Annotated in this window: 14 protein-coding genes; 9 read left to right on the top strand and 5 right to left on the bottom strand. The window is 62.6% G+C overall.

Translation table 11 applies throughout. The features are described 5' to 3' along the window. Positions 1–129: 129 nt before the first annotated feature. A complete protein-coding gene (locus tag CNQ84_RS14855; protein WP_096005624.1) occupies positions 130–1,155 on the bottom strand; it encodes an alpha/beta fold hydrolase in 1,026 nt (341 codons plus the stop codon). Between the two features lie 151 nt (positions 1,156–1,306). Between CNQ84_RS14855 and glnT the strand changes: the two genes are divergently transcribed. The 3 genes from glnT to CNQ84_RS14840 all read left to right on the top strand — a co-directional run bounded on the left by glnT (position 1,307) and on the right by CNQ84_RS14840 (position 4,519). After that, a complete protein-coding gene (gene glnT / locus CNQ84_RS14850; RefSeq protein WP_096005623.1) occupies positions 1,307–2,668 on the top strand; it encodes a type III glutamate--ammonia ligase in 1,362 nt (453 codons plus the stop codon). Between the two features lie 93 nt (positions 2,669–2,761). Further along, positions 2,762–3,856 carry a putative urea ABC transporter substrate-binding protein gene (locus tag CNQ84_RS14845; protein WP_245841417.1) on the top strand — a complete coding sequence of 365 codons (1,095 nt, stop codon included), beginning with the start codon at positions 2,762–2,764 and terminating at the stop codon, positions 3,854–3,856. Positions 3,857–3,907: 51 nt separating this feature from the next. Beyond that, a complete protein-coding gene (locus tag CNQ84_RS14840) occupies positions 3,908–4,519 on the top strand; it encodes a TetR family transcriptional regulator (RefSeq protein ID WP_096005622.1) in 612 nt (203 codons plus the stop codon). A 62-nt stretch (positions 4,520–4,581) separates the two neighbouring features. On the opposite strand, the gene CNQ84_RS14835 is transcribed toward CNQ84_RS14840, so the two are convergent. Beyond that, on the bottom strand, positions 4,582–6,546 hold the full coding sequence (locus CNQ84_RS14835; protein WP_096005621.1) for an alkyl/aryl-sulfatase: 1,965 nt from the start codon (positions 6,544–6,546) through the stop codon (positions 4,582–4,584). 274 nt (positions 6,547–6,820) lie between these two features. Here CNQ84_RS14835 and CNQ84_RS14830 point away from each other — a divergent pair, with 274 nt between their 5' ends. Both CNQ84_RS14830 and CNQ84_RS14825 read left to right on the top strand, forming a co-directional pair. Then, on the top strand, positions 6,821–7,918 hold the full coding sequence (locus tag CNQ84_RS14830; protein WP_096005632.1) for a carboxynorspermidine decarboxylase: 1,098 nt from the start codon (positions 6,821–6,823) through the stop codon (positions 7,916–7,918). 47 nt (positions 7,919–7,965) lie between these two features. Beyond that, on the top strand, positions 7,966–9,204 hold the full coding sequence (locus CNQ84_RS14825) for a saccharopine dehydrogenase family protein (RefSeq protein ID WP_096005620.1): 1,239 nt from the start codon (positions 7,966–7,968) through the stop codon (positions 9,202–9,204). Positions 9,205–9,252: 48 nt separating this feature from the next. Here the strand turns inward: CNQ84_RS14825 and CNQ84_RS14820 are convergent, their stop codons facing one another. Further along, positions 9,253–10,941, bottom strand: a complete 1,689-nt coding sequence (locus tag CNQ84_RS14820; protein ID WP_096005619.1) for a VOC family protein — start codon at positions 10,939–10,941, stop codon at positions 9,253–9,255. A 227-nt stretch (positions 10,942–11,168) separates the two neighbouring features. Between CNQ84_RS14820 and CNQ84_RS14815 the strand changes: the two genes are divergently transcribed. The 4 genes from CNQ84_RS14815 (at position 11,169) to recD (ending at position 21,757) form a co-directional block, all read left to right on the top strand. Next, positions 11,169–12,518, top strand: a complete 1,350-nt coding sequence (locus CNQ84_RS14815; protein WP_096005618.1) for a glutamine synthetase family protein — start codon at positions 11,169–11,171, stop codon at positions 12,516–12,518. Positions 12,519–12,589: 71 nt separating this feature from the next. Continuing rightward, entirely contained in the window at positions 12,590–16,072 is a 3,483-nt protein-coding gene (gene recC, locus CNQ84_RS14810) for an exodeoxyribonuclease V subunit gamma (RefSeq protein ID WP_096005617.1), read from the top strand. Then, a complete protein-coding gene (gene recB, locus CNQ84_RS14805; protein WP_096005616.1) occupies positions 16,069–19,704 on the top strand; it encodes an exodeoxyribonuclease V subunit beta in 3,636 nt (1,211 codons plus the stop codon). Before recC ends, recB begins: the two co-directional genes overlap by 4 nt. Further along, positions 19,694–21,757, top strand: coding sequence for an exodeoxyribonuclease V subunit alpha (gene recD, locus CNQ84_RS14800; protein ID WP_096005615.1), 2,064 nt, complete (start codon positions 19,694–19,696; stop codon positions 21,755–21,757). The genes recB and recD overlap by 11 nt, the downstream gene beginning before the upstream one ends. Here the strand turns inward: recD and CNQ84_RS14795 are convergent, their stop codons facing one another. Together CNQ84_RS14795 and CNQ84_RS14790 are read right to left on the bottom strand one after the other, a co-directional pair. Continuing rightward, entirely contained in the window at positions 21,758–22,348 is a 591-nt protein-coding gene (locus CNQ84_RS14795; protein ID WP_096005614.1) for an NADPH-dependent FMN reductase, read from the bottom strand. Continuing rightward, the gene (locus tag CNQ84_RS14790; RefSeq protein ID WP_096005613.1) at positions 22,345–23,199 is read right to left on the bottom strand and encodes a sterol desaturase family protein; all 855 of its coding nucleotides are present in this window, start codon (positions 23,197–23,199) and stop codon (positions 22,345–22,347) included. The genes CNQ84_RS14795 and CNQ84_RS14790 overlap by 4 nt, the downstream gene beginning before the upstream one ends. Between the last annotated feature and the right edge of the window lie 32 nt (positions 23,200–23,231).

The raw sequence follows: 23,231 nt of genomic DNA, 5'->3' as shown, positions 1-23,231 counted from the left end.
CAGGGTGTTCTTCTTTGTGCGTGCGGAAAAGACTCTCCGACGCAGCAGTGGGTTTCACGCTTGCGCTATCGGACGTTTTGCTCTGCTGTGGGCTGGCCGGGTGCTGACGGCGCCGACAAATACCGGTTTTCACTCTTCAGCCATTAATGCTGCCAGAGAAGCCAGAATCATCTCAGTATCAGCGGCGTTACGCCCAGGTGCTCCGGCGCAATGCCCCCAATCTGATTCCAGAGGTGTGAACCTCGCATTGGGTATTTGCTTCGCTTCGGTGCTGGCATCCTCAGCAGTGAAGTAGAGGTCAGTGCTGCCTGGCATGATCAGGCACTTGGCTTTAATTCCGCTCAACGCTGCGCTGAAGTTGCTATTCCAGACGGCGTTGGCGCTGATATCACCATGCTGCCACGTATGCAGGACGCTCAACAGGTTGTTGGCGTCCTGTTCCTGGTGGTCGTCTTCCCAGTACTGCAGCAGCGCATCGATGGAGTCGAAGCCTAGCTCCCGATACAGCTCTCGGCGAAAGAACGCCTGGCTATAGGCCCAGCCGGCATAGACTCGTCCGAATGCTCCCAGCCCTGTGGTCGGGGGAGAAAGATAGCGCCCCTGTTGCCAGGCGCTGTCGCACATCAGTGCCGCTTTAACACCCTCCAGAAATACGTAATTGTGCGGCCAGCAACGCGCTGTCGCGCAAATGCTGGCAACCCTTTTTACTTGCTGCGGAAACAGGCAGCCCCATTGCAGGGCCTGCATGCCGCCCATCGACCAGCCAGCCACCAGCTGGATCGTCGCCCCCTCAAAGCACTGCTCAATCATCCGGCGCTGCAGCATAACGTTGTCGTAAAGCGTGACGGATGGAAACTCCGGGCCGCGCTGGCTCTCGTGCGCGTTGCTGGGTGACGTCGACTGGCCGCTCCCCAGCAGGTTGGGTATCAGGATGCAGTAGCGTTCCGGGTCGATCGGGCCGGGCGCACCAATCAAGGGCAGATTACCGCTGTGTGTTCCACCGTAGTACGTGGGTAGCACGATCAGGTTGTTCCGTGACGGGTTCAGTTCACCTATCTGCAGGTACTTCAGGCAGGTGTCGCGTAGCACCTTACCACTCTGCAGGATCACATCTCCTGCCCGGAAAACCTTCTCAACTGCTTGATATTGCGACATGTGAGCCTCGTTGGCGGCTGTATTCGGCCGAATAGATCAGGCGCAAGTAACGCCGGCGAAATAGTTAAATATGCATGCTGGCATGTATGTTGAATGAAAGATTCATACCAAGCGCCGCAGCGGGTGCGGACAGAATCAGCGGAGTAGCAACATGAGTCAGCAAGTGAGCACCGAACAACTGAAGCAGTCCCTGCAGGACAAAGGCGTTAAATATGCGTTGGGTGGTTATGTGGATCTGCATGGCGTGATCAAGGGCAAGTTTGTACCGCTCAACCATCTGGACCGGATGATGAAGGGCTCCGAGCTCTACACCGGGGCTGCGCTGGACGGTGTTCCACAGGACATCAGCGACAATGAAGTGGCGACCATGCCCGATTCTGCGACTGCCACCATCTGTCCGTGGAATCCTGAGCTGGCCTGGTTCGCCAGTGACCTGTACCTGGACGGCGCGCCCTTTGAAGCCTGCTCGCGCAATATCCTCAAGCGTCAGGTGGCGCAGGCCGCCGATATGGGCCTGACCTTCAACCTGGGGATCGAGACCGAGTTCTTCCTGTTTCGTGATTCAGAGGATGGCGGGTTCGAGCCGATCAGTGCCCGCGATACCTTGGCCAAACCCTGCTACGATCCACGCGGCCTGATGGACAACATGCCCATCGTCGGCGAGCTGGTCGAAGCCATGAATGCCATGGGCTGGGATGTTTACTCCTTTGACCATGAAGACGCCAACGGCCAGTTTGAGACCGACTTCACCTACACCGACGCCCTCGGCATGGCTGACCGCTTGGTGTTCTTCCGTTTGATGGCGAACGAGATTGCGCGCAAGCACGGCGCTTTTGCCAGCTTTATGCCCAAGCCGTCGGCTAACCGCACCGGCAGCGGTGCGCACTACAACATGTCGCTGGCGGACCGCGAGACCGGGCGTAACCTGTTTGATCCTGCCAATGGTGAGGACACTCACGGTTGCGGCGTCACGCAGATGGCCTACCACTTCATCGCCGGTGTGATGAAGCATGCCAAGGCGATCAGCGCGGTGATTGCGCCGACGGTTAACAGCTACAAGCGCCTGGTGCGCAAGGGCAGCATGTCCGGCTCTACCTGGGCGCCGGTGTTTGTCTGCTATGGCAATAATAATCGCACCAACATGCTGCGCATCCCGTCGCAAGGCGGTCGGGTCGAGTGCCGTGCGGCAGATATCGCCTGCAACCCCTATCTTGGTGCCGCGATGATGCTGGCTGCCGGTCTGGAAGGCATCCGGGAAGGCATGGACCCCGGCAAGCCGCACCGCGAGAACATGTACAACTACACCGACCAGCAAGTTCGCGAGATGGACATCGAGCTGCTGCCGCAGACCCTCGGGGAAGCCATTGATGCCTTTGAGGCGGACCCGCTGGCTCGCGCGGTATTCGGTGATGCGATGTTCGACAGCTTTGTCAGCTTCAAGCGCCAGGAGTGGACCGAGTATCACACCCACGTCTCCGACTGGGAGCTGCAACGCTACCTGAAGTTTTTTTAGGTTGGTGCCGCGCCGGCGACGGCGCGGTTCTTGCTGCTGCGTTCTTGCCAAGACTTCACCTCACTGCCAATGAAAACCATCTGGAGTTGAACCATGAAAAAGTCCGTTCCTTTTGCACGACGTTTCAAGCAGGTTGTTTCAGGCGCCATGATTGCACTGGCGGCATCGGTTGCCGTGATTCCCGCAGCCCAGGCTGAAGAGAAAGACAGCTTCAAACTGGCCTGGAGCATCTACGCTGGCTGGATTCCGTGGAAGTACATTGACGAGTCAGGTCTGATGAAAAAGTGGGCCGACAAGTACGGCATCAGCGTCGAGATCGTGCAGATCAACGATTACATCGAGTCGATCAACCAGTACAGCGCCGGTCAGTTTGATGGTGTAGTAGCTACCAGCATGGACGCGTTGTCTATCCCCGCTGCCGGTGGCGTGGATACCACCGCGCTGATCGTTGGCGACTACTCCAATGGCAACGACGGCATTGTCATGAAGGACAGCACCAGCGTCGCCGATATGAAAGGCCAGCAGGTCAATCTGGTTGAGCTGTCGGTGTCGCATTATCTGCTGGCCCGCGCGCTCGACTCGGTTGGTCTGAGCGAGAGCGATGTGACCGTGGTTAACACCAGCGACGCCGATATGGTCGCTGCTTACAACACTGAAGACGTGCGTAACGTGGTGACCTGGAACCCGCTGCTGGACGAAATCCTCAGCCAGCCGGGTGCCAACCGTGTGTTCGACTCCAGTCAGATTCCGGGTCACATCAAGGACCTGACCATCGTCAACTCCGAAACCCTGCGCGACAACCCCGCGCTGGGCAAGGCGCTGGTCGGTGCCTGGTTCGAACTGATGACGGAAATGGGCACCGACAGCGAAGCGGGGCAGAAGGCCAGAGCGTTCCTCGGCGAAGCTTCTGCGACCGATCAGGCCGGGTATGAAGCACAGCTGGCCGGCATGAAGATGTTCTGGCAACCGGCTGACGCCGTCGCCTTTATTGGCAGTGATGAGGCCTACGAGGCGATGGACAGCGTTCGCCAGTTCTCGTTCGAGAAGGGGTTGCTGGGCGAAGGTGCTGACTCGCCTGACTTTGTCGGCATCGCGATGCCTGATGGCAAGACCCTAGGTGATACCGCTAGCATCAAGCTGCGGTTCGATACCGAGTATATGCAGATGGCCGCTGACGGCGCTCTCTGAGTTGGTTTATCGCTGCGGGAGTACGCTCCCGCAGTTCTTGCTGGAACACCCATGCGCAGAACCAAAGAAGACGCGGAAAAAACCCGCCTTAAAATTATAGAAGCCGCGCTGACGCTGTTCAGCCGCAATGGCTACTCGAACACCACTCTGGCGATGATTGGTACCGAAGCCGGTTTCAGTCGTGGCCCCATTTACTGGCACTTCAAGAACAAGGATGACCTGTTCGAAGCGGTGCTGGCCTACTCGCAACAGCCGCTGGAGCAACTGGTTGCGCAGGCGCGCAGCGCCGGCACCTCAGCGCTGGTGCGTATCGACGCCTTTGTTCGTGACTGGTTTGCCCTGCTGGTGGAGGACGCCTGGTTTCGGCAGTCCTTTGAGATTCTGCTGAACAAGACCGAGTTGACTGACGCCATGTCGACCACGCTGGAGCGTGAGCGGCGGCTGACTCAAAGCATGATCGAGACCCTGCAGGGCCTGGTTGAAGACGCCCAGCAGCAGGGCGACATCCCCGCGGATCGGTCAGCCGGGCAACTGGCGCTGATGATTTACACCCAGTTGATGGGCGTAACCCAGACTTGGCTATTTGCGCCGGGCTTGTTTGACTTGAACGAACAGCGAGACTTTTTTGCCGAGCGCGTTTTGCGAGCTTTGCAGCAGCCTTGATGAAAAAGGCCCCGGTCGCCTGAAGCGAGCGGGGCCAGAGGGGGACGCGATGCGTTTGCGGGTTAGTTGCTGACCGGCGTCACGATCGGGAAGTCTCCCGAGGGCACTTCCAGCATTTGCAGCAGACCGAAGAAGGCATTCGGCTCGCCGCTGATGCTGATTTGCCCAGCCTTGACCGCTTCCGGGAAGCTGGTGCGGCGCAGCAGGATCTGGTCCAGCGTATCGCGGGTCATGCTGACCGTTGCCTGTGCGTTGTCATCCTGAGTATCGGCGCGATAGGTCAGCGTCGAGTGCTCCAGGTTCAAGCGGTAGTTCTCGTCGGTGTCTGTCAGCTGCCAGTTGATTACCAGATGCTTGCCTTCGGCCTTAGCTGCATCCAGGCGTACGCCCATCAGGTCGAAGAACATCCCGGTATCCAGCGCTTGCAACACGTCCGGCGACAACGAGCCGACGGTCGGCGGCAGGGTGCCGTTACGCAGTTCCTGAGCGCCCATCAGGTAAGCTCCGCGCCAGGTGCCGGCTTCAGCCTGATATCCCAGTTGTTCCAGTGCATCGGCGCCCAGCTCGCGGGCGGCCTGATTGCTCGGGTCGGCAAAGACCACCTGATTCATGACGCTGGCGACCCAGCGATACTCGCCGTTGTCGTAATCCTTGCGTGCCTGCTCGATCACCTTGTCGGCGCCGCCCATGTAGTCGATGGTTTTGGCGGCGTTCTGTACCGGTGGCAGCGGGTTCAGGTTGGCCGGGTTGGCGTCGTACCAGCCCATGTAGCGCTGGTAGATGGCTTTGGCGTTGTGGCGCAGGGTGCCGTAGTAGCCGCGGGCGTACCATTGCTGGTCCAGACTGGCTGGCAGTTTCAGCTGCTCGGCGATATCGCCCGGCAGGTAGCCCTTGTTGATCATGCGCACGGACTGATCGTGCAGGTATTTGTACATGTCACGCTGTACCGACAGGAAGCGTTTGGCATCTTCCTGGGTCCAGATTGGCCAGTGGTGCTGACCCACCACGATATCGGCGCGGTCACCGAAACGTTCCAGCGCTACATCGATGTAGTGGGCCCAGGCGCTGGCGTCGCGCACGGCAGCACCGCGAATGGTATACACGTTGTGCATGTGCTGGCTGGTGATTTCCGCGGTGTTCAGGACCTTGAATGCCGGGAAGTACATCATCATCTCGGACTCGGCCTCGGTGCCGTGAGCCATCTGAAACTCGATTTCTACACCATCGATGGTCAGAGTGCCGTTGTCCGGCACGGTATCGGTCGGTGCGATCAGTGAACGCTCGCCCTTGGACAGCGCCTTGCCCAGACCGGTGTCGACGTGGCCGCGTTCGCCCGGCGGCAGCATGGCGCCGAACTGGTAGATTGCGCGGCGACTCATGGCCGGTCCGGCAATGACATTCTCGGATACGGCGTGTTCCATAAAACCGGCCGGCGCATAGATATGGGTTTTGCCCGCCGCGACATCCTCATTGCTGGTCACGCCCTTGACGCCGCCCCAGTGGTCGACGTGGTTGTGGGTGTAGAGCACGGCGACGACCGGCTTTTGCGGGCGGTTCTGGTAGTACAGGTCCAGACCGGCCTTGGCGGTGGACGGGGAAAGCAGCGGGTCAATGATGATCAGGCCGGTGTCACCTTCAATGATGGTCATGTTGGCCAGATCCATGCCGCGGATCTGGTACATGCCTTCGGTCACTTCAAACAGGCCGTGTATGGCGTTGAGCTGGGCCTGACGCCACAGGCTGGGGTTGACCGTGGCGGGTGCGGTTTCCTGATCAAGGAAGTCATATTCACTCATGTCCCAGGCGACCGAGCCGTCGGCGTTGGTGACCTTGCCATCAGGTAATTGAGCAATAAAGCCGCGACGGGCGTCTTCAAATGCCTGCCGGTCGGCGAAGGGCAGGTTGTCCAGCACGGCATGGTTGGTAGCCGCCGTGGTGTCGGTTGCAGGATTGGGACTGGGGGCGGCGGTGACGGTCAGGCTGATGGCAGCGGCCAGCGCCCCGGATAGAAAGTGGCGTGTGCGCATTGGGGTCTCCCGGTTGGGCGGCGTTGTTGTTGTATGGGCCGTAGATGACGGCTACTCATCACTATAGAAACAGAGAGAGGGATTTGGCTAATGCATTTTTGTTGGTCTATCAATGCATTGTGTGCATGGCGTCGCCCGTTGACGTGAAATTGAAGCATTGCCGTTGTAGGCTGAAGTGGTCGTTTCTTCTATCGACGCAGAGAACGTTAATTTATAATTTCGCGCTTTCACTTGCCCGGGCACCGGGCGTTGGCAGCTGGAGGGTATGACCGAATTGATCAAAACGCCGTACTATCTCATCGACAAGAGCAAACTTGAACGCAACATGGAGAAGATCGCCTACGTGCGTGAACACTCCGGCGCCAAGGCCCTGCTCGCACTCAAATGCTTTGCTACCTGGTCCGTGTTCGACTTCATGAGTCAGTACATGGACGGCACTACCTCCTCCTCCCTGAATGAAGTGAAACTTGGCAAGATCAAGTTCCCGGGAGAGACGCATGCCTACAGCGTGGCCTATGCCGATGACGAGATTGACGACGTCCTGGCGCATTCGGACAAGATCATCTTCAACTCCATCAGTCAGCTGACCCGTTTCAGCGAGGTCTCGGCCGACACCGTGCGCGGGCTGCGCCTGAACCCCGGCGTCAGCAGCTCGGACTTCCTGATTGCTGACCCGGCCCGTCCGTTCAGCCGTCTGGGCGAGTGGGACGCCGCCAAGATCGAGGCCGTGTTGCCTTTGATCTCCGGCTTCATGATTCACAACAACTGCGAGAACGGCGATTTTGAGCTGTTCGACCAGATGCTCGGACAGATCGAAGAGCGTTTCGGCCACCTGCTTGAGCAGGTGAGCTGGGTCAGTCTGGGCGGCGGTATCCACTTTACCGGCGAGGGTTACCCGCTGGATCGTTTCTGCGCCCGCCTCAAGGCATTCTCCGAGCGCTACGGCGTTCAGGTTTACCTGGAGCCCGGCGAGGCCGCCATTACCCTGAGCACTTCGCTCGAAGTGACTGTGCTCGACACCCTCTATAACGGCAAGCAGCTGGCCGTGGTCGACAGCTCGATCGAAGCACACATGCTCGATCTGCTGATCTACCGTCAGGAGGCCAAGATGGAGCCCTGCGATGGCCCGCACCAGTACATGGTGTGTGGCAAGTCGTGTCTGGCTGGCGACATCTTCGGCGAATTCAATTTTGACAGCGAGCTGAAGATCGGCGATCGCCTGTCCTTTATTGATGCGGCCGGTTACACCATGGTCAAGAAGAACTGGTTCAACGGCGTCAATATGCCCGCCATTGCAATCAGGGAGCTTGATGGCTCGGTGAAACTGGTGCGCGAGTTCGGATTCCAGGATTACCTGGACAGCCTCTCCTGAGGCATAACCTACCCAGCCTTTCCAAGGAGGCGTTTCGAGGAAGAGAAATGAAGAAAAACGTTCTGATTATTGGTGCCGGTGGTGTGGCCCAGGTGGTCGCACACAAATGCGCCCAGCACAATGACGTGCTGGGTAACATCCATATCGCGTCGCGTACCGCCGAGAAGTGTCAGGCCATCGTCGACAGCGTGAAGGAAAAGGGCAGCCTCAAGGTTGCCGGTGAATTGCAAGCCCATGCCCTGAATGCCCTCGATATCGAGGCCACCAAGGCGTTGATTGACAAGACACAGTCGCAACTGGTGATCAATGTCGGATCGGCTTTCATCAATATGTCGGTACTGCAGGCCTGCATCGAGACCGGTGCTGCCTACCTGGATACCGCCATTCACGAAGAGCCGGACAAGATCTGTGAAACCCCGCCGTGGTACGCCAACTACGAGTGGAAGCGCAAGGAACTGTGCGCCGAGAAGGGCATTACTGCGGTGCTGGGCGTGGGGTTTGATCCGGGCGTGGTCAATGCTTACGCCGCTGTTGCGGTGAACGAGTACTTCGATAGCGTCGATGAAATCGACATCATCGATATCAACGCCGGCAGCCACGGCAAGTACTTCGCCACCAACTTCGACCCGGAAATCAACTTCCGTGAGTTCACCGGGCAGGTGTGGTCCTGGCAGAACAGCCAGTGGACCAGCAACAAGATGTTCGAGGTCAAGCGTACCGACGATCTGCCGGTAGTGGGCTCGCAGACCAGCTATATGACCGGTCACGACGAAGTGCACTCGCTGTCGCAGAACCTGGGCGTGCCAAACGTGCGGTTCTGGATGGGCTTTGGCGAGCACTACATCAACGTGTTCACCGTGCTGAAAAACCTCGGTCTGCTGTCCGAACAGCCGGTCACCACTGCCGAAGGCCTGGAAGTGATTCCGCTGAAAGTGGTCAAGGCCGTGCTGCCCGATCCGTCGTCACTGGCACCCGATTATGCCGGCAAGACTTGCATCGGTGATGTGGTCAAAGGTAAGAAGGATGGCAAGGATAAGGAAGTGTTCATCTACAACGTAGCCGATCACGCCGAAGCCTACGCCGAAGTCGGCAGCCAGGGTATTTCCTACACTGCCGGCGTGCCGCCGGTTGCCGCAGCCATCCTGATCGCCCAGGGCACCTGGGATGCGGGCAAGATGGTCAACGTCGAAGAGCTGGACCCCAAGCCGTTTATCAATCTGCTGAACGACATGGGTCTGCCCACCAGGATCAAGGATGAGCAGGGCGATCGCGCTCTGAGCTTCTGAGTCGGTGAGGTAAGTGAAAAGGCCAGCTGAAAAGCTGGCCTTTTTTCGTTACGGCGCTGTTTGCCCCCAGGGCGCGAGCAGCACCTCCAGCACAGTGCCGTCGGCATCACGGGCGTAGCCGACCAGCTCGTCGTCTCGAGTAGCATCTTCCGCTACCGGCTGATCAACCCGTTGGCCCGCCTCGTCGATGGTTTCCAGAAAGCCTTCCGGTGACAAGCTGCCGATTTCCAGCTTCACCGGGTTGTCGGTGTAGTTGCGCGGGCTGCCGTTGGTCCAGTTCATCAGTACCAGCGCCGAGCCGCCATAGCCCTGCAAAATGTACTCGTTGTACTGGCCGGGAATCGGCAAAAACAGCGAGACCTTGAAGCCCAGCGTGTCGGCGTAGAAGGCCTTGGCTGCTGCCAGATCACTGACACCGATGCCGAAGGCGCCGAACCAGGATTCGGTGGCGGCGTTGTCGCCGACAATCTCGATCAGGTTGTTGTCCAGGTCGCGACCAAAGCCGACCACGGCGTTACCCAGGGCCGGGCCCTGATCCACGGGCTCAACCAGAATCACGCCGCCGGCATCGCGGATAGACTGCGCAAAGGCGTTCGGGTCGCGGGCGTAGAACACCAGTTTGCCAGGGTTGCGTTGGTAGTCTCGCGGCTCGCCGTCGGTAAAGCCCATCAGAATGATCTGCGAGCCCTTGTTGTCGGCCGAGCGCAATACCACTTCATCGCGGTTGTCGCGGCTGCGGCGCGTCACTTCCTGCATACCCAGTGCATCCTGGTAGAAGGTGACGGCGGCCTCCAGATTGTCGACGCCAATAGCGGCGCCGGCCAGGTAGGGCCGAATCGAGCGGCGCAGTTCCAGCAGGGTGCCGTCGGCATCTTCGGCATAGCCAACCAGGGCGCCGTTCAGGTCTGCATCGGTACTGGGCGCAGGCGCCTGGTTGACCGGCAGGTTGGCGTCTTCAATGCCGTCGGCGAGCTGCGCGGGGTCGGCGCTGGCCAGCTCCAGCTTGATCGGGTTGTCCTGATAGTCATAGGGCGCGCCGTTGGTCCAGTGCATTAGCACCAGGGCGGAGCTGCCGGGTACGGGCGATGTCAGGATGTACTCGTCGTATTGACCGGGGATGGAGAGAAACTGGTCCTCCTCAAAGCCGAAGGTGTCGACGTAGATATCGCGCGCCGCTTCCAGATCGGATACGCCGATACCGATAGCGCTGAGATAGGAGTGGGCGGCGTCGGCGGGGCCAACGATTTCGATCAGGTTGTTGTCTTGATCCCGACCAAAGCCGACGACCACGTTGCCGACGCTGGGTTGCGGTGCCGGCGGCACGACGATGCGTCCACCTGCGGTAGCAAAGGCGGTGGCAAAGGCGGCCGGGTCCTTGACGTAAAACGCCAGCTTGCCGGGGTTCTGCTGCACATTGCGGCCGACGCCGTCGGTGAACTGCATCAACACCACCAGTGAACCGCGCTTGTCGGCAGACTCCATGACCACCTCGAGGCGATTGTCGCGGGTCAGGCGCTGGCGTTCGGTCATGCCCAGACCATCGCGATAAAGCGCAACAGCAGCATCGAGATCGGATACGCCAATACCGATTGCCTGCAGGTAGGCCGGGTTTGCCCGGCTGGCGCTGGGCTCGGTGGGGGCAGGTGCGCTACCGCCGCCACCGCCGCTGGACAGGCAGCCGCTGATAAGGGCGAGAAGCGCGCACATAAGCGCGGCGCGAAGGCACTGCTGGAACATGCCGGACTCCTTGATTGTTATTGTCTGATCGGCTGAATCGCTGTGCAGCGCCGCGGCGGTAAACGCGTGCAGGGTCGCTACAGTATTAATTGTGAATGAATGTTCGTTCAATTTTCAAGCGGTATTCATCGCCAGCATGCTCGGTTATCGGCTGCGCGTTCTAATACAGCGGATGGGGTATGATCCGCCAACGCCATAATGGCCTGAACCAACACAGGTAGTAGCGCATGAACGCCCCCGCATCCCTTGGAGCCCTTGCCGAACGTCTTGCCGGCGTTGGCGACGTCGAGTGTGTCACCCCGGACCTGAACGGCATTCCCCGTGGCAAGGTCATGACCGGCGAGGGCTTTTTGGCCGATCGCCGTTTGCAGTTGGCGCGTGGGGTGCTGCTGCAGTGTGTGATGGGTGGCTACCCGGAGGCGCAGTATTACGGCAGCGACGATGGCGATCTGGTGTTGCGCCCGCTGCTGGATCAGGTGCACGTGCTGCCGTGGATCGAGCGCCCGCGTGCGCTGGCGATCTGTGAAGCGGTGGAGCTGGACGGCCAGCTGTCCGGCTTGTCGACTCGAGCGCTGCTGAGCCGTGTAGTCGAACGTTACGCCGAGCGCGGTTGGGCGCCGGTGGTGGCGACCGAGCTGGAATTCTTCCTGTTTGAGCCCAACCGTGACGACACCCAGCCGTTCCAGCCACCGGTGGGGCTGGATGGCCGCCGCGAAGCCGGTTACGGCGCGTTCAGTGTCAGCACCAGCAGCGGCCTCAAGCCGTTCTTCGACGAGCTGGCCGACACCATGGCGGCGCTGGGCATTCCCCGCGATACCTTTATGCACGAGATGGGCGTCAGTCAGTACGAGATCAATTTTGTCCATGGTGATCCGCTGCTGATTGCCGATCAGACCTTCCTGTTCAAGCATGCTCTGCATGAAGTCGCGCTCAAGCACGGGCTGATTGCCGTGTGCATGGCCAAGCCGCTGGCGCGGGTGCCCGGCTGCTCGATGCACATTCACCAGAGCGTGGTGGAGCAGGGGAGCGGCAACAATATCTTTACCGATGCGGCGACCGGCGAGGCCACGGCGCATTTCGGGCACTTCATTGGTGGCTTGCAGCAGTGCATGGGCGAGCTGACGTTGCTGATGGCGCCCTACATCAACTCCTACCAGCGTTTCTTCCACGCGTACGCATCGCCAAACAACCTGTGCTGGTCGCACGACAACCGCTCCGCCGGCCTGCGCATTCCGGCCAGCGGCCCGGAAGCGCGCCGTGTCGAAAACCGGCTGCCCGGCGCCGACGCCAACCCCTATCTGAGCGTGGCTGCTTCGCTCGCGGCGGGACTGTATGGCATCGACAACCAGTGCCAGCCATCTGCTCCGGCGCAAGGCGAGTTCGAGGCGCCGGACGAGCTGACCCTGCCCGGCACGTTGCACGACGCCATCCTGCGGCTGGATCGCAGCACGCTGGCGCGTGAGCTGTTCGGCGCCGAGTTTGTTGACGGCTTCCTGGCCAGCAAGCGCATGGAGCTGCAGAGCTTTATGGATGAAATTACGCCGTGGGAGCGGCGCTTTCTCGGCAGCCAGGTTTAGACGAGCAGCTGCGACCGCGCCTGTCGCAGTGCGGTGATAGACTGCGGTCTCTTCACCTATAAGGAGCTTCCATGCAGGACGCCAACGGCCTCGCACCCGGTTTGATGATCATCCACGGCAACCGCCTGGAGACCCTGCGCGAGCTGGCGGTGGACTGGATGCGGGCGCACCCGCTGGCGCCGCTGGAAAACGAAGTCATCCTGGTGCAGAGCAACGGCATCGCCCAATGGCTGCAGATGGCGCTGGCTGCCGACCCGGCGCAAGGCGGCTGCGGCATCGCCGCGGCGCTGGATGTGCAGCTACCGGCGCGGTTTCTATGGGACAGCTACCGTGGCGTTCTGGGGCGCGATAGCGTGCCCGAGCAATCGCCGCTCGACAAGCAGCCGCTGACCTGGCGGCTGATGCGGCTGCTGCCTGCATTGCAGGATCAGCCCGATTTCGCCCCGCTTAAACGCTTTCTCGCCGATGACCACGATTGCCGCAAGCGTTACCAACTGGCGGTGCGGCTGGCCGACCTGTTCGACCAGTATCAGGTTTACCGCGCCGACTGGCTGAATGACTGGGCCGCCGGGCGCGACCATATCGGCCTGGCGCGAACCGGCGCGCGGCCTCTGGATGATGAGGAACGCTGGCAGCCGGCGCTCTGGCGTGCGGTGCTGGCCGACGTGGGTGCCGAACGTCTGAGCGACAGCCGGGCGGGCATCCATCCGCGTTTTGTCCAGCACCTGCTCGACTGTGACAGCCGGCCAGCCAGCCTGCCGCGGCGGGTGATCGTATTTGGTATCTCGTCGTTGCCGGCGCAGACGCTGGAGGCGCTGGCGGTGATCGGCCGCTTCTCGCAGGTGCTGCTTTGCGTGCTCAACCCCTGTGAGTACCACTGGGGCGATATCGTTGCCGATCAGGACCTGCTGCGCCACGAGTACCGCCGTCAGCAGCGGCGGCCGGGTACGCCTTTGCAACTGGACGAGAACACCCTGCACCAGCACGCCCATCCGCTGCTGGCCGCCTGGGGCAAGCAGGGCCGCGACTATATCAACCTGCTCGACCAGCACGACGAGCGCGCCAGTTACGAAGCGCGCTTCGCCAATATTGCCGGTGGCCGGGTTGATCTGTTTGAAGCGCCTGCCGGCAACACGCTGCTGCAGCAACTGCAGCAGGACATCCTGCAGCTGCGGCCGCTGGCCGAGTCCCGCGCATTGTGGCCGGCGGTCGACACCGCACGGGATCACTCCATCCGCTTTCACCTGGCGCACAGCCCGCAGCGCGAAGTCGAAGTGCTGCACGATCAGCTGCTGGCCGCCTTTGCTGCCGACCCGGACCTCAAGCCGCGCGACATCATCGTCATGGTGCCGGACGTCAACCTCTACGCAGCGCATATTCAGGCGGTGTTTGGTCAGCACAGTGGCGACGATCCGCGGGCCATTCCCTTTACCCTGGCTGATCAGGGCCAGCGCGGTCAGGAGCCGCTGCTGATTGCACTGGAACATCTGCTGCGCCTGCCTGACAGCCGGCTGCCGGTCAGTGAGGTGCTGGACCTGCTCGATGTGCCGGCGCTGCGCAGTCGCTTTGGTTTGAGTGAGGCTGACCTGCCTACCCTGCAACGCTGGATCGAGGGCGCAGGCATCCGCTGGGGGCTGGATCAGCAGCGCCGCGCCGCTCTGGGTTTGCCAGACGGGCTGGAAGCCAACAGCTGGCGTTTCGGCCTGCGCCGGATGCTGCTGGGTTACGCCAGCGGCGGTGCCGAGGCCTGGCAGCAGATCGAACCCTATGACGAGATTGGTGGGCTGGACGCGGCGCTGATCGGCCCGCTCAGCGGCCTGCTGGATGCACTGGACCGCCACGAAACGCAGCTGGCCAGTGCGACCGTGCCGAGTGAATGGGGCGAACGCCTGCGTCAGCTGCTGGATGACTTCTTTATCGCCGAGAGTGATCGGGATCAACTGCTGCTGGCGCAGCTGCACGAGGGGCTGGCCGACTGGCTGGAGTTGTGTGACGGCGTCGCGCTGGACGTGGCGCTGCCGCTTAACGTGGTGGCCGAGGCCTGGCTCGATGGCGTTGGCCAGAGCCAGCTCAGTCAGCGTTTTCTCGCCGGCGCGGTCAACGTCTGCACGCTGATGCCGATGCGCGCCATTCCGTTCAAACGCATCTGCCTGCTGGGCATGAACGACGGCGACTACCCGCGCGCGCAGCCACCGCTGGATTTCGACCTGATGGGCCGTGATTACCGGCCGGGCGACCGCTCGCGCCGCGAGGACGACCGCTACCTGCTGCTTGAGGCGCTGCTCTCGGCGCGCGACGCCCTGCATATCAGCTGGGTCGGGCGCAGTATCCGCGACAACAGCGAACGGCCGCCGTCGGTGCTGATCGGGCAGCTGCGTGATCATCTGGCCGCCGGCTGGCACACGGCTGATGGCGCTGATCTGTTGCACGCGCTGACCGTCGAGCATCCGCTGCAGCCCTTCAGCCGCGCCTATTTCAGCGCCGATTCCGCGCTGTTCAGCTATGCCCGCGAGTGGCGTCAGCTGCACGACTCCCGTGCTGGCGATGATGCAGACCAGCCGCTGGCGCCGGTCACGCTGGAGGCGCCCATCGAGCTGCTGGCGCTGCAGCGCTTTCTGCGTAACCCGGTTGAGCACTTTTTTGCCGCCCGGCTGAAGGTCTGGCTGCAGGAGCAGCACAGCACCAGCGAAGACGACGAACCCTTTGCACTCGACGGCCTGCAACGGCACCAGCTCAGCCAGTGGCTGCTGGAACAGGTGCAGCAGGCCGATTTGCAGGATGACTGGCAGGCCCTGCTGCTTGAGCAGGCCAGCCGCCTGCAGCAGCGCGGCAGCCTGCCACTGGCCGGTTTTGGTGAGTTGACGCTGTCCCAGTTGGTCGAGCCGCTGGGTGGTCAGCTTGAGCGCTTCCGTGAGCAGCTGCTGTTGTGGGATCAACCGCTGGAAAATCCGTTGCTGTTGCAGGCGTCTGCGCGTACGGCAGAAGCGAACATTGAGGTGGTCAGTTGGCTCGCCGGTGTGCGCCGCTGCGCTCAGCTGGACGGGCTGATGCGGGTGCAGCTGGTCACCGGCAAACTGCTCGGCAAGAAAGACGTGCCGCGTTGGCGCAAGCTGCTGAGTGAGCTGTGCCAGCATGTCTTGGCTGCGGCTTCGGGGCATCGACTCACTACCTGCCTGATCAGCGCCGACGCCAGCATTCAACTGCTGCCGCTGGAGCAGGAGCGTGCCGAGCGCATCGTCAATGACTGGTTGCTTGGCTACCTCCAAGGCCTGAAGCGACCGCTGCCGGTGGCAGTGGAAACCGCCTTTGCCTGGCTGACCGAGGGCAAGGACGAGAAGCGCCTGGGTGCTGCCAAACTCTGTTATGAGGGCAACGACTTCAGCCGTGGCGAGGTGGACGGCAGCCCGGCACTGCAACGCAGCTATCCAGACTTTGCCAGCCTGCAGGCGAGCGATGAGTTTATCGGCTGGGCGCAGTCGCTCTATCAACCGCTGGCGCAGGCGATTGAGGATGAATGGCTGATGATTACGCAGGCATCGGAGGGCGACGCATGAGCAACCAACGCCCCCTGGCCCTGCGTTGCCCGCTGCGTGGCAGCCGTCTGATTGAAGCCAGTGCCGGTACCGGCAAGACCTTCACCATCTCGGCGCTTTACCTGCGGCTGGTACTGGGGCATGGCGATGGCGACAGTGCCTTCAGCCGTGAACTGCTGCCGCCGGATGTGCTGGTGGTGACCTTTACCGAGGCCGCGACCCAGGAACTGCGCGACCGCATTCGCGCACGGCTGGTGGAGGGGGCGCAGGCGTTCCGCGGTGAACTGACTGAACCGGACCCGATTCTCTCCGGCCTGCTGGCGGATATCCCCGAAGCCGAGCACGCCAGCGCCGCGCGCAAGCTGGATATCGCCGCCCAGTGGATGGATCAGGCCGCGGTATCGACCATTCACAGCTGGTGTCAGCGCATGCTGCGCGAGCACGCCTTCGACAGCGGCAGCCTGTTTACCCAGACGCTGGAAACCGACCAACGCGACCTGCTGGCCGAGGTCGCGCGTGATTACTGGCGGTTGCATTGCTATCACCTGCACGGCAGTGCGCTGGCCTGGGTGCAGTCCGGTTGGGGCCAGCCGGACGCCTTGCTGGCACAGGCGCGCCGCTTATTCGATCCGACAGCCGCTGCGCCTGCTACCGAACTGCAGACGTTGCTGGAGCAGGTGCTCAACCAGCGTGATGCCGAACTGGCCGCGCTCAAGGTGCCCTGTGTGCAGTGGGCCGATGAGCTGGAAGCGTTGCTGGATCAGGCGGTCGAGCAGGGCGTGGTCGACAAGCGCAAGATTCAGAAGCGCTACTACGCGCCCTGGTTCGAGACCTTGCGCCAATGGGCGCTGACGCCGGAGCAGATAAAGCTCGAACTGCCACCGGCAGCCTGGGCCCGGCTCAGCGAAGACGGCCTCGGCGAGGCCTGGAAGAAGGGCGCCGTGCCCGATCATCCGGCGCTGCGCGGCTTGCCGCAACTGCGCGAGGCGCTGGCTGCGCTGCCGAATCCGGACAGCGATGCGCTGCGTCATGCGGCGGACTGGATGTCGGTGCGATTTGAGGCGGAAAAGCGCCGCCGTGCGCAAATGGGCTTCGACGACATGCTGACCCGGCTCGATGCGGCGCTGCAGGGCCCCAATGGCGACCGGCTGGCCGAGGTTATCCGTCAGCAGTTTCCGGTCGCGCTGATCGACGAGTTTCAGGATACCGACCCGCTGCAGTACCGCATCTTTGATCGCATCTATCGGGTAGCGGAAAACGATCAGGACTGCGCGCTGCTGCTGATCGGCGATCCCAAGCAGGCGATCTACGCCTTCCGCGGGGCGGATATTCATACCTACCTGCGCGCCCGTGGCGACACCGCCGGGCGGCACGAGAATCTGGACACCAACTTCCGCTCCAGCCAGACGATGGTCACGGCGGTCAATCGGGTTTTCGAGCAGGCCGAGCAGAACTTCGCCGCTGGCGCCTTTCTGTTTCGCAAGGCTGATGACAACCCCATGCCGTTTCTGCCGGTGCAGGCACGCGGGCGAAAAGAGGTCTGGTGTTGCAACGGTGAGCCCGCGCCGGCCTTGACTGCCTGGTTGCTGGAATCGGAAGAGCCATTGAGCGGTGATGTCTACCGCCGGGAGATGGCCGAGCGCTGCGCTAGCGAGATGACGGCGCTGCTGCAGGCGGGCCAGCAGGGGCGTGCCGGCTTTGCCCGTGACGGAGAACCCTTCGCCGCTGTACGTCCGGCAGACATGGCGGTGCTGGTGCGCACCGGTCGCGAGGCGCAGCTGATTCGTGATGCGCTGGCCGCCCGCGGCGTGCGCAGTGTGTATCTGTCCGACAAGGACTCGGTGCTGGCAACCCAACAGGCGCAGGATGTGCTGCGCTGGTTGCGCGCCTGTGCCGAGCCCGGCAACGACCGCCTGCTGCGCGCGGCGCTGGCCAGCCACAGCCTGCACCTCAACTGGCAGGCGCTGGATCAGTTGAATCAGGACGAGCGCCTTTGGGAGCAACGGGTCGACCAGTTCCGTGATTACCGGCGCATCTGGCAGCGCCAGGGTGTGTTGCCGATGCTGCACCGTCTGCTGCACGACTTTGAACTGCCGGCACGGCTGCAACAGCAGGACGATGGCGAGCGCGCGCTGACCAATCTGCTGCATCTGGCCGAGCTGTTGCAGCGCGCCGCCCGCGAGCTGGATGGCGAGCAGGCGCTGATTCGCCACCTGGCAGAGCTGATTCGGCAGGCTGACGAGGGGGCTGCGGATGAGCAGGTACTGCGGCTGGAAAGCGACGCCGAGCTGGTCAAGGTGGTGACCATCCACAAATCCAAGGGCCTTGAGTACCCGCTGGTGTTCCTGCCCTTCATCTGCCTGAGCCGCCCGGTGCGGGCCGACCAGCCGCTGCGTCTGAGCGACGGCTGGGTATTGAAGCCAACCACCGATCAGGTGGCCGAGGCTGACCGCGAGCGGCTCGGTGAAGACCTGCGCTTGCTCTATGTGGCGCTGACCCGTGCGCAGCATGCCTGCTGGCTGGGCATGGCCGACCTCAAGAGCGGCAATAACAAGCAATCGGTGCTGCACCGCAGTGCCATTGCCTGGCTGCTGGGCGGTGGCGCGGCGCTGGAATCCTCTATTCAACTGAAAGACTGGCTGACCCGCTGGCAGCCGGACGGCGAGGTAGTCGCGCTGCAGGCAGCGCCGGAGCCGCGTGATGATCGGCTGCCGCTGCTGGATGATGGCCCGGCATTGGTCGATGCCCGCCGCCCGGCGCACGGTCGCTTCGATGCATGGTGGATCGGCTCCTACAGTGCGCTGGCGCTCAGCGGCGAAAGTACCGACAGCGCGCTGGCCGAGTGGATTGCCGACGACGAGCGCCAGAGCCGCTTTGTGCCACTGCGTCGTGGCGAGCAGCCGAGCATTCACCGCTTTCCGCGTGGCCCCCAGCCAGGCACCTTTTTGCATGGTCTGCTGGAGCTGGCGGCGCAGGAGGGCTTCTCGGCGTTGCAGGATGCCGAGCGTTGCCGGCGCTGGCTGGCACCGCGCTGCCAGCGCCGTGGCTGGGGTGAGTGGAGTGAGTGTCTGGGCGATTGGCTGGGGCAATTGCTGCAGCGTCCGGGCCTGGTGCCGGAGAGCACGCTGGCGCTGGGTGAGCTGCCGCCGTCGCGTTACCAGAGCGAAATGGCCTTTATGTTTGCCGCCAGCAAGGTCGACGTGCAGCAGATCGATCGGCTGGTCACGGCGATGACGCTGGACGGGCAGCCGCGTCCGGCGCTGCAGCGTGACCGTCTGAATGGCCTGTTCAAGGGCTATATCGACCTGGTGCTGGAGCACGAGGGGCGCTATTACGTGCTCGACTACAAGTCCAACTGGCTGGGCGCAACGGCGGCCGATTACAGCGAGGCGGCCATGAGCCGTGCGCTGCTGGAGCACCGTTACGACCTGCAATACGTGTTCTACCTGCTGGCGCTGCACCGCCAGTTGCAGGCGCGGCTGCCGGACTACGACTACGACCGTCATATCGGTGGCGCGCTTTACTGGTTCATGCGGGGTGTGGACGCGGAAAACGGCGGGCTCTGCCATCAGCGCCCGCCGCGCGAGCTGATTGAAACGCTGGACCGCCTGTTCGCCGGTCAGCCGGTTGAGGAGATTGACCATGCAGGGTGATCAACTGGATCTGCTCGGCAGTCTCGACCGCTCCGCCGCGCAGCTGGATAGCGCAACCGCGCTGCTGCAATTGCTGGATGACTGGCTGGCCAACGGTTGGCTGCGGGCGCTGGACCGGGCCTTCGCCGGGTTTCTGCTGGAGCAGGCGCCGGAAACCAGCCCGGCAGTGCTGCTGGCGGCGGCGCTGGTCAGCCACCAGTTGGGCCATGGGCATGTTTGCCTGGATCTGGCCGCCACGCTGTCCGAACCGGATTTTGCCCTGTCGCTGCCGCCGGAAGGGGAGAGCCTGATCGATACGCCGCTGCCGTCGGCGATACTGGCGGGCGTTACGCTGGACAGCTGGCGTGGGGCGTTGCAGGCCAGCCGGGTGGTAGACAGCCAACTGCCGGAGCAGGGCAGCTGCCCGCTGGTGCTGGTTGGCCAGCGTCTGTATCTGCGTCGCTACTGGCAGCACGAGCGGCATGTTGTTTCGACCCTGCATCAGCGCCTGCAGCACCCACTGCAGGTTGCCGGGGATCTGCCTGAGCGGCTGGATGCCCTGTTTGCCGGCAGTCAGCAGAACCCGGACTGGCAGCGCATTGCCTGCGCACTGGCGGCGCGCGGGCGTTTCAGCATCATTACCGGCGGCCCCGGTACCGGCAAGACCACCACGGTGGTGCGGCTGCTGGCGCTGCTGCAGACGCCGGCAGTGGAAGCGGGCAAGCCGCTGCGTATCCGCCTGGCCGCACCGACCGGCAAGGCCGCTGCCCGACTGACCGAGTCGATTGGCCGTCAGGTCGGCGCGCTGCCGGTCGCTCCGGCGGTACAAGCTGCCATCCCGACCGAGGTCAGCACGCTGCACCGCCTGCTCGGCAGCCTGCCGGACAGCCGCCACTTCCGCCATCACGCCGGCAACCCGCTGGCGCTGGATGTGCTGGTGGTGGACGAGGCCTCGATGATCGATCTGGAAATGATGGCCAACGTGCTGGCCGCGTTGCCGCCGCAGGCGCGACTGGTATTGCTCGGTGACAAGGATCAGCTCGCCTCGGTGGAAGCCGGCGCGGTGCTGGGTGATCTGTGTCGACGCGCCGACGCGGGTTGCTACTCACCGGCCACGGTCGATTGGCTGCAGCAGGTCAGCGGTCAGTCGCTGGCAGGCAGCGGCCTGCAGCCCGGTGACGAGTCGACCCATCTGCTCGAGCAGCAGACCGCCATGTTGCGCCATTCCCACCGCTTTGGTGCTGACAGCGGCATCGGTGAGCTGGCCCGCGCGGTTAATCGCTGCGACGCGACTGCTGCGCGTGATCTGCTGCAGCGGGGGCAGTTTGCCGATATTCACAGCCGGCGCCTGCCGGACCTGCGCGACCCCGGGTTTGCCGCGCTGGTGCTGGGCAGCGAGGGTGGCCTGCCGGGCTATGGCGCCTATCTGAGCACCCTGCAGGCGCAGCGCCCGGGCGCGGATGCGATGGCCGATGATCCCTGCTGGCAAGCCTGGGCGGGCGATGTGCTGCGCGCCTTCGACCGTTTTCAGCTGCTGTGTGCGGTGCGCCGCGGCGACTGGGGCGTCGAAGGCATCAATCAGCGTGTGGCGGATCTGCTGAGCCGTCGTGGCCTGCTGCACGCCGACAAGCTCTGGTATGAAGGGCGCCCGGTGCTGGTCACCCGCAACGATTACAGTCTGGGCTTGATGAATGGCGACATTGGCATAGCGCTGCGCATCCGTGAGCCGGCGCTGCACGCAGGGGAGCCGGAGACCGAGGCGCTGCGCGTCGCCTTCCCGCGCAACGATGGCAAGGGCGGCATTCGCTTTGTCTTGCCCAGCCGTCTGCCGGAGGTGGAAACGGTGTTTGCCATGACCGTGCACAAGTCGCAGGGCTCGGAGTTCGAGCACGCCGTGCTGGTACTGCCGGAGGCGCGCAATCCGGTGCTGACCAAGGAGCTGGTCTACACCGCCATTACCCGCGCGAGCAAACATTTCAGCCTGCTGGAAAGCCGCCCCGGCGTGTTTGAGGCGGCGGTGCAGACGCCGGTGCGGCGGATCAGCGGGCTGGACCTGGGCGCGGCCGCCAACTGATCACATCCCGTTCATCCAGTCCGCTGGCGGGCTGCGGTGGCGCTCGTGCAGCGGGGCCATCGCGTCGGTGTAGTCCAGCAGCAGGTCCATGGCCCAGTCGGCGCGGGCGCGGATACGCTGATCGTCTTCGCTGGTCGGTTCGCCTGGATTCATGACCTGCTCGACGTGGCGCACGATCAGGTGTTCCGGCAGGTAGCAAAGGCGGCAATTCTTGTAGCTGGAAGCGCGCAGCTCGGCCAGCGGGTAGCTGCCGCCCTGTCCGCCTGATACGCCCACCAGCAGTGCCGGTTTGTGGGCCAGCTCGCGGCGTCCGGCATACATGAACAGGTTTTTCAGTGCGGGGCTGGCCATGCCGTGCCACTCCGGGCTGATCACCACCAGTGCGTCGGCGCTGCGTAGCGTTGCGGACAGTTCGGGCCAGACGCCCTTATCGTCGGGCTCCGGCCACAGCGGCAGCGGTAGCTGGCCGAGCGCAATGACACTGGTTTCACTGCCCCGGCGTTGCAGGCTGGCGGCCAGCCAGTGCGCCACCTTGGCGCTCTGACTGGTCTGCTGGCTGGAGCCGGCGATCAGGGCGATATGACGGCTCATTGGGCCACCTCGGGTTTCAGGACCGGTTTAGCGGCCTTCTTCGGTTTGCGTACCAGCGGCCAGAACAGCTCCTGCGTCCAGCTGACCGGGCCGAGGTTCTCGATACCGTACTTCGGCGGACGGCGACGGGTGATCTTGGCGGTGCCGAACAGAATGTCCCAGAAGAACAGCAGGTTGCCGAAGTTGCCCTTGTAGTTGGTTACGCCATCCTCGGCACTCAGTCCGTGGTGAGCAGAGTGGGTGGAGGGGGTGGAGATGGTGCGCTCGACGACCCACATGACCGGCTTCAGCCACTTGATCTGATACAGCTTGGCGTCCCACGGCACGCTGCTGTGGGCACCGAAGATCACGCACATCTTGAGAATCAGATACACAAAGTAGACGTGTGCCAGGCCCAGATAGATGAGGATGCCCGAGAACCAGATACCGGGCATCAGCAGGTAGTAGAAGCTGTTGTTGCGGTAGACGATGCGGATGCTCATGTACTTGGCCGAGTGGTGCGCGCGATGCAGGCTGTAGAGGAAGGGCACCTTGTGCGCGAGCCGATGCCACCAGTATTGGGTCATGTCGTCGAACAGCAGGAACAGGGCGAAGCCGGCCAGCCACGGAATCCCGCTCAGAGCACCTTTCCATTCGGGGGCCAGTGTGCCCATGATCGCGCCGCTGGCGAAGGTAATGAACGGAACGGTTACGCCGAGCAGCAGCGTTGAACCGATGATCTCGATCAGCGCGTCACGGCGCTGACCGGCCGGCTGGAAAAAGCGGCCGAGGATGAGTTCAAGCAGGATGAAGGAGAAAAATATCCCGGCGACGATGACGGCGGGGTTCAGGCTTGTTGTTATTGTTTCCATGCTAACCTCTGCGGGCGGTTTGATTGACTCGA

This window comes from Pseudomonas abyssi (assembly GCF_002307495.1).
Classification (GTDB): Bacteria; Pseudomonadota; Gammaproteobacteria; order Pseudomonadales; family Pseudomonadaceae; genus Halopseudomonas; species Halopseudomonas abyssi.
Note: the sequence above shows the minus strand (reverse complement) of the source record. Positions and strands in the feature narration are given on the sequence as shown.